At 74.0% G+C, this 17,652-nt stretch carries 16 protein-coding genes; 8 read left to right on the top strand and 8 right to left on the bottom strand.

All coding sequences use genetic code 11. The features are described from left to right. Positions 1-205: 205 nt before the first annotated feature. Positions 206-1,000 carry a YczE/YyaS/YitT family protein gene (locus ACMA1D_RS12525; protein WP_414723987.1) on the bottom strand — a complete coding sequence of 265 codons (795 nt, stop codon included), beginning with the start codon at positions 998-1,000 and terminating at the stop codon, positions 206-208. A gap of 92 nt (positions 1,001-1,092) precedes the next feature. Here ACMA1D_RS12525 and ACMA1D_RS12520 point away from each other — a divergent pair, with 92 nt between their 5' ends. Beyond that, positions 1,093-2,580, top strand: coding sequence for a PLP-dependent aminotransferase family protein (locus ACMA1D_RS12520; RefSeq protein ID WP_414723986.1), 1,488 nt, complete (start codon positions 1,093-1,095; stop codon positions 2,578-2,580). A 95-nt stretch (positions 2,581-2,675) separates the two neighbouring features. Here ACMA1D_RS12520 and ACMA1D_RS12515 read toward each other — a convergent pair whose 3' ends face one another. From ACMA1D_RS12515 to ACMA1D_RS12495, 5 genes are all read right to left on the bottom strand, one after another. Then, a complete protein-coding gene (locus ACMA1D_RS12515; protein ID WP_414723985.1) occupies positions 2,676-3,863 on the bottom strand; it encodes an FUSC family protein in 1,188 nt (395 codons plus the stop codon). 448 nt (positions 3,864-4,311) lie between these two features. Further along, positions 4,312-5,109 carry a DUF5995 family protein gene (locus ACMA1D_RS12510; protein ID WP_414723984.1) on the bottom strand — a complete coding sequence of 266 codons (798 nt, stop codon included), beginning with the start codon at positions 5,107-5,109 and terminating at the stop codon, positions 4,312-4,314. A gap of 601 nt (positions 5,110-5,710) precedes the next feature. Continuing rightward, the gene (locus tag ACMA1D_RS12505) at positions 5,711-6,859 is read right to left on the bottom strand and encodes an MBL fold metallo-hydrolase (protein ID WP_414723983.1); all 1,149 of its coding nucleotides are present in this window, start codon (positions 6,857-6,859) and stop codon (positions 5,711-5,713) included. Positions 6,860-7,319: 460 nt separating this feature from the next. Continuing rightward, complete coding sequence (locus tag ACMA1D_RS12500) at positions 7,320-8,642, bottom strand: DUF6745 domain-containing protein (RefSeq protein WP_414723982.1); 1,323 nt, start codon at positions 8,640-8,642, stop codon at positions 7,320-7,322. Positions 8,643-8,909: 267 nt separating this feature from the next. Then, complete coding sequence (locus ACMA1D_RS12495; RefSeq protein ID WP_414723981.1) at positions 8,910-9,236, bottom strand: hypothetical protein; 327 nt, start codon at positions 9,234-9,236, stop codon at positions 8,910-8,912. A gap of 181 nt (positions 9,237-9,417) precedes the next feature. On the opposite strand from ACMA1D_RS12495, the gene ACMA1D_RS12490 reads away from it, so the two are divergent. From ACMA1D_RS12490 to ACMA1D_RS12465, 6 genes are all read left to right on the top strand, one after another. Further along, complete coding sequence (locus ACMA1D_RS12490) at positions 9,418-10,368, top strand: STM4015 family protein (RefSeq protein WP_414723980.1); 951 nt, start codon at positions 9,418-9,420, stop codon at positions 10,366-10,368. Positions 10,369-10,422: 54 nt separating this feature from the next. Beyond that, the gene (locus tag ACMA1D_RS12485; RefSeq protein WP_414723979.1) at positions 10,423-11,772 is read left to right on the top strand and encodes an STM4014 family protein; all 1,350 of its coding nucleotides are present in this window, start codon (positions 10,423-10,425) and stop codon (positions 11,770-11,772) included. A gap of 124 nt (positions 11,773-11,896) precedes the next feature. Continuing rightward, entirely contained in the window at positions 11,897-12,700 is an 804-nt protein-coding gene (locus ACMA1D_RS12480; protein ID WP_414724054.1) for an STM4013/SEN3800 family hydrolase, read from the top strand. After that, the gene (locus ACMA1D_RS12475; protein WP_414723978.1) at positions 12,697-14,094 is read left to right on the top strand and encodes an STM4012 family radical SAM protein; all 1,398 of its coding nucleotides are present in this window, start codon (positions 12,697-12,699) and stop codon (positions 14,092-14,094) included. The genes ACMA1D_RS12480 and ACMA1D_RS12475 overlap by 4 nt, the downstream gene beginning before the upstream one ends. Positions 14,095-14,206: 112 nt before the next feature. Next, positions 14,207-15,109 (top strand): STM4011 family radical SAM protein, encoded by a 903-nt coding sequence (locus tag ACMA1D_RS12470; RefSeq protein WP_414723977.1) that lies wholly within the window; start codon positions 14,207-14,209, stop codon positions 15,107-15,109. Positions 15,110-15,329: 220 nt separating this feature from the next. Continuing rightward, positions 15,330-15,740 carry a VOC family protein gene (locus ACMA1D_RS12465; protein ID WP_414723976.1) on the top strand — a complete coding sequence of 137 codons (411 nt, stop codon included), beginning with the start codon at positions 15,330-15,332 and terminating at the stop codon, positions 15,738-15,740. A 154-nt stretch (positions 15,741-15,894) separates the two neighbouring features. On the opposite strand, the gene ACMA1D_RS12460 is transcribed toward ACMA1D_RS12465, so the two are convergent. Both ACMA1D_RS12460 and ACMA1D_RS12455 read right to left on the bottom strand, forming a co-directional pair. Beyond that, positions 15,895-16,131 (bottom strand): DUF397 domain-containing protein, encoded by a 237-nt coding sequence (locus ACMA1D_RS12460; RefSeq protein WP_349994194.1) that lies wholly within the window; start codon positions 16,129-16,131, stop codon positions 15,895-15,897. A 3-nt stretch (positions 16,132-16,134) separates the two neighbouring features. Then, positions 16,135-17,004 carry a helix-turn-helix domain-containing protein gene (locus ACMA1D_RS12455; protein ID WP_414723975.1) on the bottom strand — a complete coding sequence of 290 codons (870 nt, stop codon included), beginning with the start codon at positions 17,002-17,004 and terminating at the stop codon, positions 16,135-16,137. Between the two features lie 137 nt (positions 17,005-17,141). Between ACMA1D_RS12455 and ACMA1D_RS12450 the strand changes: the two genes are divergently transcribed. Further along, on the top strand, positions 17,142-17,651 hold the full coding sequence (locus ACMA1D_RS12450) for an ATP-binding protein (protein ID WP_414723974.1): 510 nt from the start codon (positions 17,142-17,144) through the stop codon (positions 17,649-17,651). The last annotated feature ends 1 nt before the right edge of the window (position 17,652 follow it).

Below are 17,652 nucleotides of genomic sequence, written 5' to 3'. Positions count from 1 at the left end.
GTGCGGTTCCGTGTAGGTCCGGCCCGGTGCGGTGCGTCGTCCCATGCGGGGCGGTCCGGGGCGGCGTCGTGCGGCCTCCGGCAAGTCGGCCGGGGTGGGCGGCGCCGCGGCCGGGGCCGTACGGGTGCGGCGGCGCGGTTGTGGTCGCCGGCAGCCGGCCCGCCGAAGACAGCAAGGCCAGGCCATCACGTGGCAGGAGGGCGCCTCACGCCGTGGCCGCGGCTCTGGCCGGCGCCCGTTCGGCCGTACTGCGGTAGGCACACCACGGCAGGGCGAGTTGGGTGAGCGGCCCGACCGCCAGGGCGTAGAGCACCGTGCCCGGGCCGACGCCGCCGCCCAGCAGCCAGCCCAGCGCCAGCACGGTGAGCTCGATGCCGGTACGGACGGCGCGCAGGGAGCGGCCGGTGCGGGCGGCCAGGCCGGTCATCAGCCCGTCCCGCGGGCCCGGTCCGCAGCGCGCGCCCACGTAGACCGCGACGGCCAGCGCGTTCAGCGCCACCCCGGCCACGAGAAGGCCCACCCGGCCGGCCGTTCCCACCTCGGCGGGCAGCAGCCACAGCCCCAGGTCGGACGAGCAGGCCAGGACCACGATGTTGGCCAGGGTGCCGAAGGTCGGCCGCTGGCGGAGCGGCACCCACAGCAGCAGCACGAGCACGCCGAGCACCGCACTGATCGCGCCGAAGCTGAGCGCCGTGTGCCGCGCCAGCCCCTCGTACAGCACGCTCCACGGATTGGCCCCGAGCGCGGCCCTCACCAGCAGGGCCAGGCTGAAGCCGTACAGGGCCAATCCGGCGAAGAGCCGCGGCAGCCGGACGAGCGGGCGCTCACCGAGCGGGAGCGGGCTGATGGGTGGCGGGGCCGCCGGCCGCTTGATCCGCGACTGCCGTTCTGACCTGCGGATTCGTGAGCCAGGCAGGCGTTGCGCGGCGGGCCGGGACGCTGCCGCGGGCGCCGGGGCGTACGAGTCGTACGGGGCGCCGCCCGTCGGATACTGCTGCATGCGTGGTTGCCTCCACCCTCAAGAACAAGGCCATTGGGGCAACTCTGTAGAGTGATTGGCCGAGACAATATGGCCAATCTTGGGAGAATGGCATGGCCGGCACCAGTCCGTTCCCACTCGGCGGCGGCGCGGGCCGCGCCGACCGGTCGGTGGGGAGCCGGCAACTGGCCGCGATGCTCCCCGACCCGGCCGGCACCCGCCCCGCCTACCGCCATCTGGCCCGAGCCATCAGCGCCCTGATCCTGGACGGCCGGATCGCGCTCCACGTCAGGCTCCCCGCCGAACGGGAACTCGCCACCGCCCTGCGCACCAGCAGGACCACCGTCACCGCCACCTACGACCTGCTGCGCGAGAGCGGATACGCGCACAGCCGCCAGGGCTCCGGCACCTGGACGGCGCTGCCCGACGGTCGGGCGCTGAGCGGCGTCAACCGGCTGCTCGGCCCCGAGGAGACCGCGATCGACCTGGCCAGGGCCGCCCCCGGGCTGTCCGAACAGACCCTGGCGCAGGCCATCGCCGAGGTCACGCCCCATCTGACGGACCACGCGCACACCCCCGGCTACTACCCGTACGGCCTACCGGCCCTGCGCGCCGCCATCGCCGACCGCTTCACCGCCCGCGGGCTGACCACGGTGCCCGAACAGATCCTGGTCACCTCCGGCGCCCAACACGCGCTCACGCTCTCCCTCGGCCTGCTGGGCCGCCCGGGCGACCGCGTCCTGGTGGAGAACCCGTCGTACCCCAACGCCCTGGAGGCGATGCGCCGCGGGCGGCTGCGCACCGTGTCGGTCCCGGTGACCGACGCCGGCTGGGACGTGGAGATCATCGAGTCGACGTTCCGCCAGACGGTGCCCCAACTGGCCTATCTGATCCCGGACTTCCAGAATCCGACCGGGGCGCTGATGCCCGCGGCCGACCGGTCGCGGGTGGCGCGCGCCGCGGCACGGGCCGGCTGCTGGCTGATCATCGACGAGACGCTGGCCGAGCTCGCGCTGGACGTCCCGGCCCCGCACCCGTTCGCCGCGTGTGCGGCGCCCGGTGACACCGGCCAGCTCATCACCCTGGGGTCGATGAGCAAGACGCACTGGGGCGGGCTGCGCATCGGCTGGCTGCGCGCGCCCGCGCGCCTGGTCACCGAGCTTGCGAGCGAACGCGTCGCCTCCGACATGGGTGGCTCGGTGCTCGACCAGTTGCTGGCCCTGACCCTGCTGGCCCGGGCCGACGAACTGTTGCCGCCCCGACTGGAGCAACTGCGCCAGCAGCGCGCGGCACTGGTGGCGGCGCTGACCGAGCAGGTGCCGCAGTGGAGCTGGCACCAGCCGGCCGGCGGCCTCTCGCTCTGGGTGGACCTGGCCGAACCCATCGCATCGGCGCTGGCCGAACGGGCCCTGACGCACGGGGTGCGGATCGAGAGCGGCGCCGTCTTCGCCGCCGACCCGGGCATCTTCGAACAGCGGTTGCGCATCCCGTTCACCGCCACCGCGGCCCAGTTGCAGGAGGCCGTACGACGCCTGGCCACCGCCCTGACCGCCGGCCTGCCCAGCACGCCAGCCGCCCGACGGGCGCACTGGGTCGCCTGAACCGCCTCGGTCGCCGCCCCCCTTCCGCCTTCCGCCGCGGCACGCGCGCCCTCTCCCCGGTGTCGGTGCCGGTGCCGCGGTGGCCCGTACCGCGCTCAGAGCCGGACGAGCTGGCGCAGCCGGGGGAAGCGCCGGTGGCGCTCGCGGGTGGTGCGGTCGAGTTCCTCCATGAGGCGGGTGGTGCGGTGTTCCATGTCGAGCTCGTCCAGGATCCGGTCGATCTCGGCCAGCAGGGCGCCGTGCAACTGCCACTGGCGCGGGTCGCGCCGGACACAGTCGAGCAGCCGGCCCGCGGCCCGCGCCCGGCTGGCGTCCGCCGCCTCCAGCGTTTCTGCGAGCCGGTCCTCGGCGTCCTGCGCGTCCGTGTTGACCTGCGTGGTGACCAGCACGGCGAAGCTGGCGACGGCATCGGCGACGTGCTCGAAGAGCTCCGCCAGTACGTCGGCGACGTCCGGCGCGAACAGCGGCTCGGCAGTGCGGTGCTTGGCCAGGTCGGTGAGCGTCCGGGTCACCACCCGGACCACCACCGTGCAGATCTCCAGGGTGTCGAGCCCGGTGCGCAGCACCACGCGGTGCAGCTTGCCCTCCTTGACCCGGGGATTGAGGCGCAGGCTGTCCTCCGCCTGCCGGAGTGCGGCGTCGACGCGCGCGACGTCGTTGTCCAGGCGCCGCGCCTCGTGCAGCCGGGCCGCGGCCCGGTCGATGGGCGTGTGGTTGCCGAGTTCGGCGCCGATGCGCTGCAACAGGTCCTGGAGCCGGCGGGCCAGGTCCTCGATGTGCTCGCTCGCGGTCCGCACCCAGACCGGCGGCGCGAACAGGAAGTTGAACAGCAGCCCGACACCGGCCCCGATGAGGGTCTCCAACACCCGGTCCCAGGCCGTGTTGGCCACCCGGGTCACACCGAGTACGAGCATGGCGCTGATCGCCACCTCGGGAATGAACTCGTGCACCTTGACCAGGTGCCCGGCCGCCAACGAGGCCAGGATGATCATCCCGAGGCTCCACCAGGAGAGCCCCACCAGGGCGCTGAAGGCGATCGCGATCAGCACGCCGGCGACCACGGCGTTGACCCGCCGGATGCCGGTGGTCAACGTGGCGTAGAGGGTGACCTGGACGACGAGCAGGGCGGTCAGCGGTGCGGTGAGCGGCACCGGTTCGCTGCTGAGCTGGAGCGCGACGGCGTAGGCGATGGTCGCCGCCGCCGTGGACCGCATCGCCTGGACGACGGCCGGGTGGCGGCGGCGTTTGGCCAGTTCGGCCACGGGCTCCTTGGCATCACGCACTCCCTGCCTGTCCCGCCCCCGCCGGCCGCCGACACCGGAACGGCCGCGCTGCCACCTGGCTGGCGGTCACCCGGCAGCCGGATCGGTCCCCGCCCGGGGCCGGCGCGGCGGCTGGCCCGGGGGTGGGCTTCCTTCCCACCCTGGGTGCTGGGCGTTCGGCTTGGGTGTGGATCTCCCGGCTCGGGTGTGGGCCTCCCAGCTCGGGTGTGGGCCTCCCGGCCCGGGTTGGGGCCCCGGCCTGGGTGTGGGTCTCCCACCCAGGGCTACGGGCCTTTGGCCTGGGTGTGGGGTTCACGCCGGGTTACGGGCCTGGGGCCTGGGCGGTGGGTTTCCGTCTCGGGTCCGGGCGCGGTGGCCCCGGGTGGGGCGGGGCCGGCTGCCGGGCCGCGCCGCGGGGCGTCGACCCGATTCGCCGGCCCGGATCACCAGCCCGAGGCACCGGCCAGGGTCAGTCCGTGGTGCGGGCCCCGGGCGTCGCCATGGGTGGTCGTTCCACGGCGCTGTCCAGCCGGGCGATCACGGTCGGCACGTCGGCGGTCTCGGTACTCCGGATCAGTTGCAGGGCCGGCCGGACGAGGCCGCCCGGGCGCGCGATCAGCCGCGCGAGCACAGCGGCCCTGACGTCGAGCCGCTCGATGGTGGCCGCGCGCTCCGCCTCGTCCTGCCCGGCGAGCAGGACGGCGTTGTGCCATGCCTCCTGGCGGGACTGCCGGATGCTGAAGTCGAGGATCTGCTCGTCGGTACGGGCCCCGATCTGGTCCAGCAGCGACAGCAGGGGTGACAGTTCACCGACGGCGTCCTCCACCACCAGCACCACGCGCGCGAGGATGTCGTTGATCAGCAGGAAGTCGTGCCGCAACTCCTGGATCGCCGCGCCCGGGCTGGTCTGCGCGGCGGCGATGGCCAGGTCGAGATTGATGTGCGCGGTCACCCCGAGCACCACGTGCTGGACGATGACCGTATCGGCGTCGTCCAACAGCCCGAACGCCTCCCGCCAGCACCGCGGCCCGCTCCGGTCCCGCCGCCAGGCGTCGTACGCGTCGAAGTAGCGGTTCCCGAAGAGCGTGTCGAAACGGTCCATCCGGGCGCCGTCGTCGAACAGTCCGTCCCGGATGCCCGCACGGACCTCGACGGTCACCTGTCGGTAGAGCGCCGCGAAGTACCCGGCCCGATCGCCGGCCCGGGTGGCCTCCCGTACGATCCCGGCAAGCCCGTCCACGACATCGTCGATGTTCTCTGCCGCCATGGCCAACTCCCTCTCGCCTCACCGCGTTCGGCCCGCACGCCGGTCACCGTCCGTCATGCCGAACACAGCCCCGTCTTACCACCGCGCCCCCGGGAGGGGTCCCCGCAGCGCGGGCCCGGCCTCGGGACCACGGGGGCGGGAACACTGTGTGTGACGTTGCGTCGCGGGGCCGGGGGACGGATGGGGTCTGGGTGGCTTGCGGGGGGGGGAGACTGTGGATGGCTTGGGTGGGAGGAAAGGGGACGGCTCGGGCGGGGGTGAGCAGGGGCGCGCCCCGGCTCACGGCCGACCGGCGCTAGCATGGCGCCCCGCACCGGGCGGCCCTGCTCGGGCGGAACGGACAGCAGGCTTGCTCGCCGGCCCGGGTGCACGCATCCCGGTACGCGCCGTCCCGTGCTCCTCCCCGCCCCCGCGGGGTTGTTCCCACCCTCTACGGGGCACCGCTGTTCGTCGCGTTGTCGACCCCGCACCGGCGGGGTTGCCCCGGGGGCCGGTTTCGGCAAGGTTTACGGCGGTGGATGGGCCCCGCCCGGCGGGGCTGCCACCACCTCGCCGCCCCGCACGGCCGGCGCCACCCCGCTCATGACGCGTACGCCCCGTACTACGCCTCCCCCACCAGCCCCTCGGCCCGCTGCCACGTGCGTGTGAGCGGGTGCGAGACCGCCCGCCACCAGGGCCGGTCTGGCACCTCCCCGGCCGGCTCGAACCGCTGTCCTGGCACCGGGAACGCGACGGTCTGGCCGGCCTCGGCGGCGACGTCCCGGGTCCACTCCGCCGGCTCGGCCCACGGGTGCGGCGCCAGGTTGAACGTGCCCCAGTGGATGGGGAGCAGTACGCCGCCCGTGCCGCCCTGGAGGTCCAGGTGGGCGCGCAGCCCTTCGGCGGGCGTCATGTGAATGGCGGGCCAGAACTCGCTGTAAGCACCGAGTTGGATCATCGTCGCGTCGAACGGCCCGTACTGCCGGCCGATGGCCTCGAACTCGGCGCAGTACCCCGTGTCGCCGCTGTGGAACACCCGGTGCTTCGGGCCCGACACCACCCAGGAGGCCCACAGGGTGTGCTGCCCGCCGCGCAGCCCACGGCCGCAGAAGTGCTGCGCCGGGGTCGCGGTCAGGGTGAGGTCGGTGACCTTCGTCGACTCGTGCCAGTCGAGCTCGATGATCCGGGCCGCGGCCACCCCCCAGTGCTCCAGGTCGGCGCCGACGCCCAGCGGGACGACGAAGGTCGTGCCGGTGCGGGCCAGGGCGCGGATCGTGGGCATGTCCAGGTGGTCGTAGTGGTCGTGCGAGATGACCACGGCGTCCAGGTCGGGCAGTTCGGCCAGCGGTAGCGGCACCGGGTGGACCCGCCGCGGGCCGACGAAGGTGAAGGGCGAACAGCGCTGCCCCCAGACCGGGTCGAACAGCACCCGCCGGCCGTCGATCTCCACCAGCACGCTGGAGTGCCCCATCCAGGTCAACCGCAGCCCGGAAGCCGGTCCCTGCTCCCAGTCGGCCGCGCCCAGCCGGTGGACCGGCACGTGGCCGCGCGGGGCCCGGCGCGTTCGATCGGCCTTGCTGAGCTGGGTGCGCAGCAGTCGCCCCGCGGAGCCCGGGAGCATCGTGGGGATGGGCAGCGGGTTGTTGAACTGCCCGGCCACGAACTGTGGCGAACGCTGCATCCGCGCCAACCGCTCCCCCGTCGGCGCCGCCCCGAAGGCGGCCGGGCGCAGGGCGGTGACGTACGAGCGTCGGGCTTGTGGGCCGGTCAAAGCTACTCCTAGGACGAGACGACGGTGGCGGGCGCGGCCGTCCCCCACCGCGGCGGGCACGCACACCCTGGCGCACGCACTCACCCACCCTCCCCCAACGGTCAGACGCGTGGCGCTGTTCCGCGTCCGAGCCCTCAGCTCGGGAGCCGGCGCCCGCGTCGTGGGAACTGGCGTCCGTGGCCGCGGCCGGCCCCGGCACAACGTCGGACGGGCCCGGCGTCGCGCGGGATCGTACGGAGCGGCGAGGCGAGGCCCGGCGCGGCGCGACGCGGCCCGGCACTACACAGCGCGGCCTCGGCCCAGCCGGACCATGCCCCGGCGCCCGGGCCGCGAGGCCGTCCTCGGCCTCCTCCCCTCCTTGCCCGCGGCGGTCGGGCCCCGCGGAAGACCCCGGCCCCAGTCCCGGACCCAGGCCCCGTCCCCGAAGCTGCCGCCCCGGCCCGCCCCGTACGTCCGTCGCTCAGGTCTGCCGCTGCGGCTCGTACTCCTCGGCGGGGAGGCCGAAGGTCCAGGCGACGCCCTCGCGCGCGGTGGTCGTCCGGGGCGGGACACGGAGCCAGTAGGTGCGCGACGAACCGTCGGGCTCCGGAGTGGAGTTGACCACCTCCACCATCACCACCGGCTCGTCGCCGGCGAGTTCGATGCGCCACAGCACCCCCGTCTCGTCCCGGTGCACCGGGACGGCGCCGGACTCCTCCAGGTACCGGTCGTAGCCGTAGTACTCCAGCATGACGCGGCGCAGTTCCGCGTTCTCCTCGGCCCGGACGCGGGCCGGGGTGAGGCTGCCCAACTGCTGGAGGAAGTCGGCCGGCACCGGCATGCCGCGCCAGGCGTACAGCGCGAAGCCGTCGGCGAAGGCCAGCGCCGGTCCTTCACCGCTGTCGAGGCGGCCCGCCTCGTCCCGGTGCAGGGTGGTCGGCCGCTCCGCAATGACCACGACGTTCTCGTACGGCCACCACCAGCCTGCGGCGCGGGCCGCCGCGCCCACCCCGGCGAGTTCGTCAGCACCGTCGAAGGCCGCCAACCATGCGGCGTCGTGCTGGCCCGTGACGGCGTCGGCCAGCGCAAGCCGCACCGCCGTCTCCCGCGCGGCGAGCTCGCCGCCGGCCTGCTCGGCACCGGCCGACTCAGTGGATGCGCCGGCCTGCTGTGCCGGCTGCGCAGCGGCAGCCCCGGATCCGGTCGCCAGGGCGGTGGCGTCCGCCGTCCGCTCCCTTGCGGGCTCCGTGGACGCGCCGTCCACCACGGGTCCCGCACCGGCCACCACGCCCGCGTCACGGCCCTGGGTCGGGCTGGTCAGCGCGGCCGTGATGCCCGTGCGGACGCGGTCGGTCAGGGCGCGCGTCAGCTCCCACAGCGGCGCGGAGGTCAGCGACCAGCGGGTGGCCCAACCCTCCGGGCCGAGTTCGTCGTGCAAGCGGCGGCGCGCCGCCACCCAGGGGGCGCTGCGCACCGCCTCGCGGACGCAGGCGCCCGCGGGGTGCCGCCCCGGATCGACCTGGGCCGCGCGCAACACCAGGTCGGCGCGGTCCGCGACGTCCCGGGGCAGCACCTCGCGCTGCCCCGTCAGCAGCAGCACGACGGCCGTGCCGAGCAGCGGCGACGGCGCCCACACCACCCGCTCCGGGGCGGCCAGGCCGGCCTGTTCGTAGGCCCGCCGCACGCCGGCCTCGGCCGCTGCACGATCGGCCGGGCCGGTGGCCGCCGCGACCGCCCGCCAGTCCGTCCACGGCCCGGACTCCACCGGCGCACTCCCCTGCTGCTCCACCGTCGTCTCCGTCATCGTCGGTTCCCCCTCGTGCTTCGTTCTCTTCACGGCAGTACGCCGTGTTGTCCTGCGTTGTCCTGCCGCGACCTGTGTTGGCCTGTGTCGGTCTGTGTCAGTCTGCCGGGCGGGCACGGCAACGCGGGCCCGGCCAGTCTTGCCGGCTCGCTCCGGTCGATCCCGCGCCTGCGGCCCCGCACACCCGGGTCCCTATCCGCGGGTGCGTACCTGAGCCTTCGTAGGGCCGGTGCCGGCGGCGGGTCGTACGGTGAGGCAGCCGGTGGGTCAGTCGGCCACGACGCGGACCGCGCCCGGCACGTACTCCCGCTGGCGCACCACCCGGTGCCAACCCTTCGGCAGCGGTATCGCGGCGTGCTCCTCGTGCACCACCCGGCCGCCCTCCGGGAGGTGCAGGTACCCCACACCGGCGAGGCCGGGCTCGCGCACCAGGGTGCCGGGGCCGACGACCGCGTGCGCGTGCCCGGTGACCTCGCCGAGCGCCAGGACCAGCCGCCCCCGGCCGTCCCGCGGCTGTTCGGGCAGCGCCCGCACGCCAGCCGGCAGGGCCTCCTCGGCAACCGGCACGATCAGCACGTCTCCCTGTCGGTACATGCGCACACTCCCTCGGTGTCGGGGCCGGATGTTCCGGCGACACCCATGACGCTAGGGGCAGGGTCTGACAATCGAGCCGGCGTCGCCGCCCGCCGCCGCGGCTGTCAGTGCCGCTTGGTAGAACTCTTCGCAACGCTCCTCGCAGCCAGTGCGAGCCGTCCGACCTCAGGAGATCCACCCCATGTCCGTAGAGCACCTGCAAGAACTGCACGGCCTGCCGGCCTTCGAGTTCCCGGCCGAGAACGAGTCGACGGAGCTGCCTGACGCGGGGAGCGTCGCGTGGGCGGTCCGGGTGTCGCCGTACGAGGACGATTCGGAGGAGTTCGCGGACGCCTTCGAGCGGTTCCTGACCAAGGTGGACACCGCCAAGGTGCGGGCGTTGATCATCGGGCAGTGGGGCGAGGCGTACGAGGACGACGCCAGCACCGTGGTGGACTTGCTGGTCGCGGCGAAGGACCGGCTGCCGTCCCTGGAGGCGCTGTTCATCGGCGACCTGGAGGCCGAGGAGGCGGAGATCTCCTGGATCCAGCAGGCCGACGTCACGCCCGTGCTTCATGCCTTCCCGCAGCTCCGCGAGTTGGGCGTGCGCGGCGGCACCGACCTCAAGTTCCCCGCCGTGCGCCACGAGTCGCTGCGCACGCTCAGCTTCGAGGCGGGCGGGCTGCCCGGCGAGGTGGTGCGCGGCGTGGTCGCCAGCGAACTGCCCGCACTGGAGTACCTGGAGCTGTGGCTCGGCGTGGAGGGGTACGGCGGCGACGCCACGGTCGCCGACCTGGCGCCGCTGCTCGCCGGTGGCCGCTTCCCGCACCTGCGCCACCTGGGCCTGCGCAACAGCGAGATCCAGGACGAGATCGCCGCGGCCGTCGCATCGGCGCCCCTCGTCGCCCAGCTCACCTCGCTCGACCTCTCCCTCGGCGTGCTCTCCGACGAGGGCGCCCTGGCCCTGCTCGACGGCCAGCCGCTCACCCACCTCAAGTGGATCGACCTCCACCACAACTTCATCAGCGAGGAGGTCGCCGACCGGCTGCGGACCACCTGGGAGGCGGCCGGCGTCGAGGTGGACCTCTCGGAGACCGGCGACTCCTGGGAGGACGGCGACGAGATCCACCGGTACACGGCGGTCTCCGAGTGACGTACGCACCACCGTGCCCCGCCGGCCGCGGGCCGGGCTGCGACCGGTCGCGCCATGACCGGTGACCCGGCCGCGTCCGCGGGGCCAGGCGCCGCAGACCGCCAGGTGTGCGGCAGCGGCGCCCGGGGCAGTGCGGCGGGCGCCGCGCCGCCCCGGGGCACGGCCCGGCCCGGGGCCGGGCCGAAGAGCACCGAGGAGGTGAGCCCCGTCGCCGAGCCCAGCAGCCCGCTTCGACCGTCGGCGGCCGACGTGCGGTTCGCCGTCGTCGGCGTGCGCGACGGCCGTCGGATGCGCTTGTTCACCGACGCCGTGCACGCCGCCGGGCTGCCCGCCCCGCGCGTCCTCGACTGGGCCGACGTGCTGCGCGACGGGGCCGCGTTCTCGCCGGGTGAGACGGTGCGCATCGACTCACCCGGCGAGGACACCGAGGTGGAGCGCGCCCTGCGCGGCGTGCCCGACGCGACCCGCGTCGAAGGCAGCGCGCGCTGGTACGCACGGTTCACCGAGGCGGCGACGGCGGTGGCCGGTGCGGCCCGCGCCGCCGGCGCCGGGCTCCTTGACGACGCGGCCGAGCTGGCCGTGCTGTTCGACAAGCGGCTGTGCCACGGCGTGTTGCGGGCCGCGGGCGTGCCCGTGCCGGCCTCGCCTACCTCGGCGCCCCAGGCGCCCGGCCCGGACCGCACCGCCGGCCCGGCCACCCACCCCGTCCCCGTGCGCGGTTGGGCTGACGTACGGGCCCAGCTCAGCGGGGACGGCGGGCTGCGGCGCGCGTTCGTCAAGCTCGCCCACGGTTCTTCGGCGTCCGGTGTGCTGGCCGTCGAGTGGGCCGGGCCAGGCCGGGTCTGCGCCCGCACCTCGGTGGAGCTCGCGCCCGACGGCCGGCTGTACAACTCGCTGCGGGTGCGCAGGTACGCGACCGAGGCCGAGGTCGCCACGCTGGTGGACGCGCTGGCCCCGGACGGGCTGCACATCGAACGCTGGCTCCCCAAGGCGACGCAGCGCGGGCGCGCCGCCGACCTGCGGATCGTGGTGGTCGGCGGGCGGGCGACGCACGCCGTGCTGCGCACCAGCCGCTCCCCGATGACCAATCTGCACCTCGGCGGCGCCCGCGGTGACCTCGCCGCGGCCCGTGCCGCGACCGAGGCCGCCGGGGTGGCCTGGGCCGATGTGCTCGGCCTGGCCGAGCGCGCGGCCCGGTGCTTCCCCGGCACGCTGTGCGTCGGCGTGGACGTGCTGCCCGGCTCCGGCTGGCGGCGGTTCGCCGTCGGCGAGGTCAACGCCTTCGGCGACCTGCTGCCCCGACTGACCGGCCTGCCCGGCAGCGGTGCCGAGGGCCGCGACACCTACGGCGCGCAGGTCGCCGCCGTACTCAGGGAGGAACACCACCGCCATGTCGCCCGTTGACCCCGTGGGCCGGGGCCCGTACCCGCCCGCCGGCCCGTCCGAGTTGCCCAGCCCCGGCTGTCCCGGCCCGACGTGGCCCGACGCCGCTGCCGACGACGCCGCGCCGCACCTGGTCGAGCCGGACATGAACGCGGTCGTGGGCAGCCACGACCTGTTGCTGGTCACGCTGGACACGCTGCGCTACGACGTCGCCGTCGACCTGCTGGCCCGCGGCCGGCTGCCGCACCTCGCGCGGCACCTGCCGGGTGGCCGGTGGGAGCGCAGGCACGCCCCCGGGAGCTTCACCTACGCCTCGCACCAGGCGATGTTCGCGGGCTTCCTGCCCACGCCGGCCGTGCCTGGCCCGCACCCGCGGCTGTTCGCCGCGCGGTTCGCCGGCAGCGAGACCACCGCCGGCGGCACGTACGTGTTCGACACGCCCGACCTGGTCTCCGGGCTGGCCGCGGCCGGCTACCACACGGCGTGCATCGGCGGTGTCGGCTTCTTCAACAAGAGCGGAGCGCTCGGTTCGGTGCTGCCCGGCCTCTTTCAGGAGAGCCACTGGGAGCCGGAGTTCTCGGTCGCCAGCCCCACCTCGTTCGAGGCTCAGGTCGGCCGGGCCGAGCAGATCGTCGCGCGGTTGCCGGCCGACCAGCGGCTGTTCCTGTTCGTCAACGTCTCGGCGCTGCACCAGCCCAACTGGTTCCACCTGCCGGGCGCCACCCGGGAGGCCGGCGACTCCTGGGAGACGCACGCCGCGGCGCTGGAGTACGTGGACCGGCACATCGGCCGCCTGCTGGCCGCCATGAGCAGCCGCCGCCGCTGCTTCACCATCGTCTGCTCCGACCACGGCACCGCCTACGGCGACGACGGCTACACCGGGCACCGGCTCGGCCACGACGTCGTCTGGACCGTGCCGTACACCCACTTCTTCATCGAGGGCCCATGACCACCATCGCCCCGGGCCCCGCGCCCGCCCCGACCCACTCCCCCGCCCCGGCCCCGCAGCCCGGCCCCGACTCCCCGTACCAGAGCTACGTCTACGGCTACCCGCACAAGACCGCCTACCACCCGCTCGACCCACGCCCCGCGCTGCGCGACCTGTGGGCCGGGGAGGACGTCGGTGCGCTCTCGCTCTACGCGCACATACCGTTCTGCGAGGTGCGCTGCGGCTTCTGCAACCTGTTCACGCGCATCGGCGCGCCGGAAGGGCTGACGGGTGCGTACCTGGACGCGCTGGAGCGGCAGGCGCGGGCCGTGCAGGAGGCGCTGGCGGCCGGCGGGGGCACGCCGCGCTTCGCCAACGCCGCGTTCGGCGGCGGCACTCCGACGTTCCTGACCGCGGCCGAGCTCACCCGGCTGTGTGACATCGTCGAGCAGCGGCTCGGCGTCGACCTGCGGGCCGTCCCGCTGTCGGTCGAGGCGTCCCCGGCGACGGTGACCGCCGACCGGCTCGCGGTCCTCGCCGAGCGGGGCACGACGCGGCTCAGCCTGGGCGTGCAGAGCTTCATCGAGGCCGAGGCGCGGGCGGCGGTGCGACCGCAGCACCGTGCGGACGTGGAGGCCGCGCTCGGCCGGGTGCGGGACGCCCGCATACCCGTGCTCAACATCGACCTCATCTACGGCATCACCGGGCAGACCGAGCAGTCCTGGCAGCAGTCGCTGGACGCCGCGCTCGCCTGGCAGCCGGAGGAGCTGTACCTGTACCCGCTCTACGTCCGCCCGTTGACGGGCCTCGGCAGGGGCGGCACCGGCCCCGACCCGGCCTGGGACGAGCAGCGGCTGCGGCTGTACCGGCACGGCCGCGACACGTTGCTGGCCAGCGGTTACGAGCAGACGTCGATGCGGATGTTCCGCCGCGTGGGCGCACCGGTGATCGGGGACGACGAGTACGCCTGCCAGCGCGACGGCATGGTGGGCATCGGCTGCGGTGCCCGCTCGTACACCACCCGCCTGCACTACTCCTTCGACTACGCGGTGGACATGCGGAACATCCGGGGCATCATCGACGGGTACGTCGAGCGGCCTGGCGAGGCGTTCGCGCGGGCCGACTACGGCCGTTGGATGGACGAGGACGAGGCCAGGCGCCGCCATCTGTTGCAGTCGCTGCTCCAGGCCGAGGGCATGCCCGTCGCCGACTACCGGCGGCGGTTCGGCACCGATCCCGGCGCGGACTTCGCGGCCGAGTTGGCCGGCTTCGAGGCCGCCGGCTGGCTCGACGGGTCGGCCGGTCCGGACCTGCTGCGGCTGTCCGCCGAGGGGCTGGCGCACTCCGACGCGCTGGGCCCGCGACTCTTCTCGCCCGCCGTGCGCGCCGCCATGGCCGCGTACGAGCACAAGTGAGGTGGCCGAGGTGAACGAGGTCGAGACGGGTCGGGCAGCGCCTCCGGCGGGCAGGGGGCCCGGCCCAGCGGGCGCCAGCAGCCCCGCGGGCGCCGGCGCCGGGGCGGCGCCGATGGACCTGACCGTGCTGTACCGGGGGCCGCTCGCCTCCTGCGACTACGACTGTCCGTACTGCCCGTTCGCCAAGCGGCGTGACTCCCGCGAGCAGTTGCGGGCCGACCGGGCCGCCCTGGAACGCTTCGCCGGCTGGGTCGCCGGGCGCACCGAGGACCGGCTTTCGGTGCTGTTCACGCCGTGGGGCGAGGGCCTGGTCCGGTCCTGGTACCGGCGCACGATGACCGAGTTGAGCCATCTGCCGCAGGTGCGGCGGGTGGCGATCCAGACCAATCTGAGTTGCCGCACCGACTGGCTGGGCGCGGCCGACCTGGACACGCTCGCCCTGTGGTGCACCTACCACCCCGGTCAGACGCCGTACGAGAGGTTCGTGGCCAAGTGCGGCGAACTGGCCGGGCGGGGCGTGCGGTTCAGCGTCGGCATCGTGGGCCTGCCCGAACACCTTTCGGCGGCGCACCGGCTGCGGTCGGCGCTGCCCGACCACGTCTACCTGTGGGTGAACGCGGCCGAGGGGCGGACGTACACCGATGCGGAGGCCGCCGAGTGGACCGGGATCGACCCGCTGTTCGGCTACAGCCGCCATCCGCACGCGAGCGCCGGCCAGCCGTGCCGCACCGGCTCGTCGGTGATCTCGGTGGACGGCGACGGCACGGTGCGCCGCTGCCACTTCGTCCCCACCGAACTGGGCAACCTGTACGACGGTTCGTACCGGGCCGCCCTGGGCCCGCGCCCCTGCCCGCTGACCGTCTGCGACTGCCACATCGGCTACGTGCACCTGGAGACGCTGCCGCTGTACGACGTCTTCGCCGGCGGCGTGCTGGAACGCATACCGGCACCGCACCGAAGCCCGGGCCCGGTACCGGTCCGGCTCGCCCCGACCCGTCACGCCGCAGCACCGTAGCGGCGGCCCGGGCGCGGCGGCGAGTGGCCCGTGCGCTGTTGGGCGCGGCGGCGGTGGCCCATTCCCCCAGCCCTGCGGCCGGGCCACCGGCTCGTGATGCCCGGCAGGGTTCCCGGTCACCGGCCTAGGGCCCGTGGTCTAGGGCGATCGGCCGGTGGTCGCGCAAGGGCCCGGTGCCTAGGCTGCTGAGCAGGAAACAGCAGCTCAGGAAGAGGTCACGATGCCCGTCAACGGCAGTAGTCACATCCGCGTCGCCCGGCCGTCGCGCGACTTAGCTGAGGCCGAGCGGTTCTGGGTGCGGGGGCTGGGACTCGATGTGGTGTGGCGGGCCGAAGGCGGTCCCGAACCCGGCGAGCACGACCTGCTGATGGTGGGTTGGCCGGACGCCGACTGGCATCTGGAGCTGGTCCACGAACCCGCCCGACCCGTCGAGCCCCGACCCACCGACGAGGACCTGCTGGTGATCTACGTGGACGGCCCGGTACCCGACGACCTCGTCGCCAGGCTTGAGGAGCACGGCGGCAAGCGGGTGCAGTCCCCGAACCCGTACTGGAACCGGTGGGGCGTCACGATCGAGGACCCGGACGGCTACCGGCTCGTGCTCTGCGAACGGGCCTGGTCGAACGCATAGCGGCAGGTGCCGGCCGGGCGGGCGGTGCCCCTCGCTCGTTCTGGGGCGCGGGCGCACGCCCGGCTCGTCTCGGCCCCGGTGGCTAACGTGCCCGCTCCGGACGCGCCACGGCCCGCGCCGGGTGGCGCGGGCCGTGGTGGGCGACGGTCGCCGGTCAGGCCAGGAGGAAGTCGGCGTCGCCGGCCTTGGCCCCCTGGATGAAGCAGGCGATCTCGGTGTGGCTGTAGATCAGGGCGGGCCCGTCCGGGTCGGTGGACTGGCGCAGTGCTATCCGGCCGTCGCTCAGCCGCATGGCCTCGACACAACTTCCCCCGTTGCCACCGCTCCATGGCTTGTGCCAACCCTCGGTCCCGAGGTCGTTGGCGGGCATGCCGTTGTAGATGCGATCCATGGTTCAGATCTCCTTGCGAATGCCACCGAGGATCGACTCGGTGCTCTGTGCCGGCGCGGCCTGCGCGCACATCCGGTCCAGGGCCTCCAGGAACGTCGACACGTCATCGCGCTGGTCGAAGTAGACGGCGCCGACGAGGCTTTCCGAATACGCGATGTCGGGGAGTTCCGGGATCGGGAACCGGAAGATGTGGAAGGGGCCGTACATCGCCGGGTGTGGCCCGGCGTCGAACGGCATCACCTGTAGCCGGACGTTGGGTAGCGCGGTGGCGTCCATGAGGTGGGTCAGTTGTTCGCGCATCACACCGGCACCGCCGATCGGCCGCCGCAACACCGTCTCGTCCATCACGACCCACAGCAGCGGTGGGTTGTCCCTGGTCAGCAGCGCCTGTCTCTGGCGCCGCAGCGCCACGCCGCGTTCCACGTCCGCCTCGGACGCGTGCGGCATACCGGCACGCAGCACGGCGCGAGCGTAGTCCTCCGTTTGCAACAGTCCGGGGATGTAGTGCGGCTCGTAGGCGCGGATGAGGTTGGCCTCGACCTCAAGGCTGACGAAGGCGCTGAACCAGTCGGGCAGCACGTCGCGGAACCGGTGCCACCAGCCGGGCTGGTTGGCCTCCCTGGCCAGGGCGATGAAGCCGTCGATCTCCTCCTGGTCGGCGACGCCGTAGGTGGTCAGGAGCTTCTCGACGTACGGGATCTTCAGGCCGACCTCGGCCTTCTCCATCCGACGGATCGTGGCGTGGGTAACGTCCAGCGCACGGCCGGCCTGCTCGTAGCTCAGCCCGGCCCTCTCCCGCAGGTCTTGCAGGCGCCTACCGAGCACCACCCGCAAGACGGTCGGGGCACCACCTCCCGACCGTGCGTCCGCCACTGCCGTCCCCCTTCCAAACGCCGTCACAAGGACGCAGTCTGTCATGCGCTCAGCTCACCGAACAGACTGCTCTTACGATTCTGCAATTTACAGATTGAAGCTTGCCATCCGTTGCCGACGGGCCGCATAGTTACGGCGTGGCCACTTCATACGACGGTCTCTGGTTAGGACGCCCGGGCGGCGCCGTTGCCCAACGTCTTCAGGACGCGTTCCATCTGCCGGCACTCAGCACCTCCGTTGCTGAGGCACGCAAGCGGGTCTTGGCCCGGCTGGCCGAGTGGGGTGCCCACGACGAACTGCGGGACGACGCACAGCTCATCGTCTCCGAGCTGTTCACCAATGCGGTACGGCACACCAGCAGTGAGCGGGTCCGGTGCGAGCTGCGCGTCTTCGCCGATCGACTCCGGGTCGAGGTGGCGGACCAGGGGTGCGAACAGGCCACGCTGCGGCCCTGCGAGAGCAGTTGGGAGCAGGAGGGCGGGCGCGGTCTGATGCTCGTCGAGGCGCTCGCCGACTCCTGGGGGGTGCGCCCGCGCGAGGGCGGCCAGGGCCGCGTGGTCTGGGCCTATCTGCCGACGGCCGGCCTGCCGGCACCGTCCACCGCGGTGGCGGAGCGCCCCGCGGGCCCGTCCCCGATCTGGGCCTGAC

Source organism: Streptomyces sp. 796.1, from assembly GCF_047525675.1.
Classification (GTDB): Bacteria; Actinomycetota; Actinomycetes; order Streptomycetales; family Streptomycetaceae; genus Streptomyces.
This window is presented reverse-complemented; position numbering and strand designations above follow the sequence as displayed.

Excerpts from the sequence above, each read along its gene's own strand:
- ACMA1D_RS12525 (WP_414723987.1), bottom strand. The coding sequence starts at position 1,000 with ATGCAGCAGTATCCGACGGGCGGCGCCCCGTACGACTCGTACGCCCCG.
- ACMA1D_RS12520 (WP_414723986.1), top strand. The coding sequence starts at position 1,093 with ATGGCCGGCACCAGTCCGTTCCCACTCGGCGGCGGCGCGGGCCGCGCC.
- ACMA1D_RS12510 (WP_414723984.1), bottom strand. The coding sequence starts at position 5,109 with ATGGCGGCAGAGAACATCGACGATGTCGTGGACGGGCTTGCCGGGATC.
- ACMA1D_RS12500 (WP_414723982.1), bottom strand. The coding sequence starts at position 8,642 with ATGACGGAGACGACGGTGGAGCAGCAGGGGAGTGCGCCGGTGGAGTCC.
- ACMA1D_RS12495 (WP_414723981.1), bottom strand. The coding sequence starts at position 9,236 with ATGTACCGACAGGGAGACGTGCTGATCGTGCCGGTTGCCGAGGAGGCC.
- ACMA1D_RS12490 (WP_414723980.1), top strand. The coding sequence starts at position 9,418 with ATGTCCGTAGAGCACCTGCAAGAACTGCACGGCCTGCCGGCCTTCGAG.
- ACMA1D_RS12485 (WP_414723979.1), top strand. The coding sequence starts at position 10,423 with ATGACCGGTGACCCGGCCGCGTCCGCGGGGCCAGGCGCCGCAGACCGC.
- ACMA1D_RS12480 (WP_414724054.1), top strand. The coding sequence starts at position 11,897 with ATGAACGCGGTCGTGGGCAGCCACGACCTGTTGCTGGTCACGCTGGAC.
- ACMA1D_RS12475 (WP_414723978.1), top strand. The coding sequence starts at position 12,697 with ATGACCACCATCGCCCCGGGCCCCGCGCCCGCCCCGACCCACTCCCCC.
- ACMA1D_RS12470 (WP_414723977.1), top strand. The coding sequence starts at position 14,207 with ATGGACCTGACCGTGCTGTACCGGGGGCCGCTCGCCTCCTGCGACTAC.
- ACMA1D_RS12465 (WP_414723976.1), top strand. The coding sequence starts at position 15,330 with ATGCCCGTCAACGGCAGTAGTCACATCCGCGTCGCCCGGCCGTCGCGC.
- ACMA1D_RS12460 (WP_349994194.1), bottom strand. The coding sequence starts at position 16,131 with ATGGATCGCATCTACAACGGCATGCCCGCCAACGACCTCGGGACCGAG.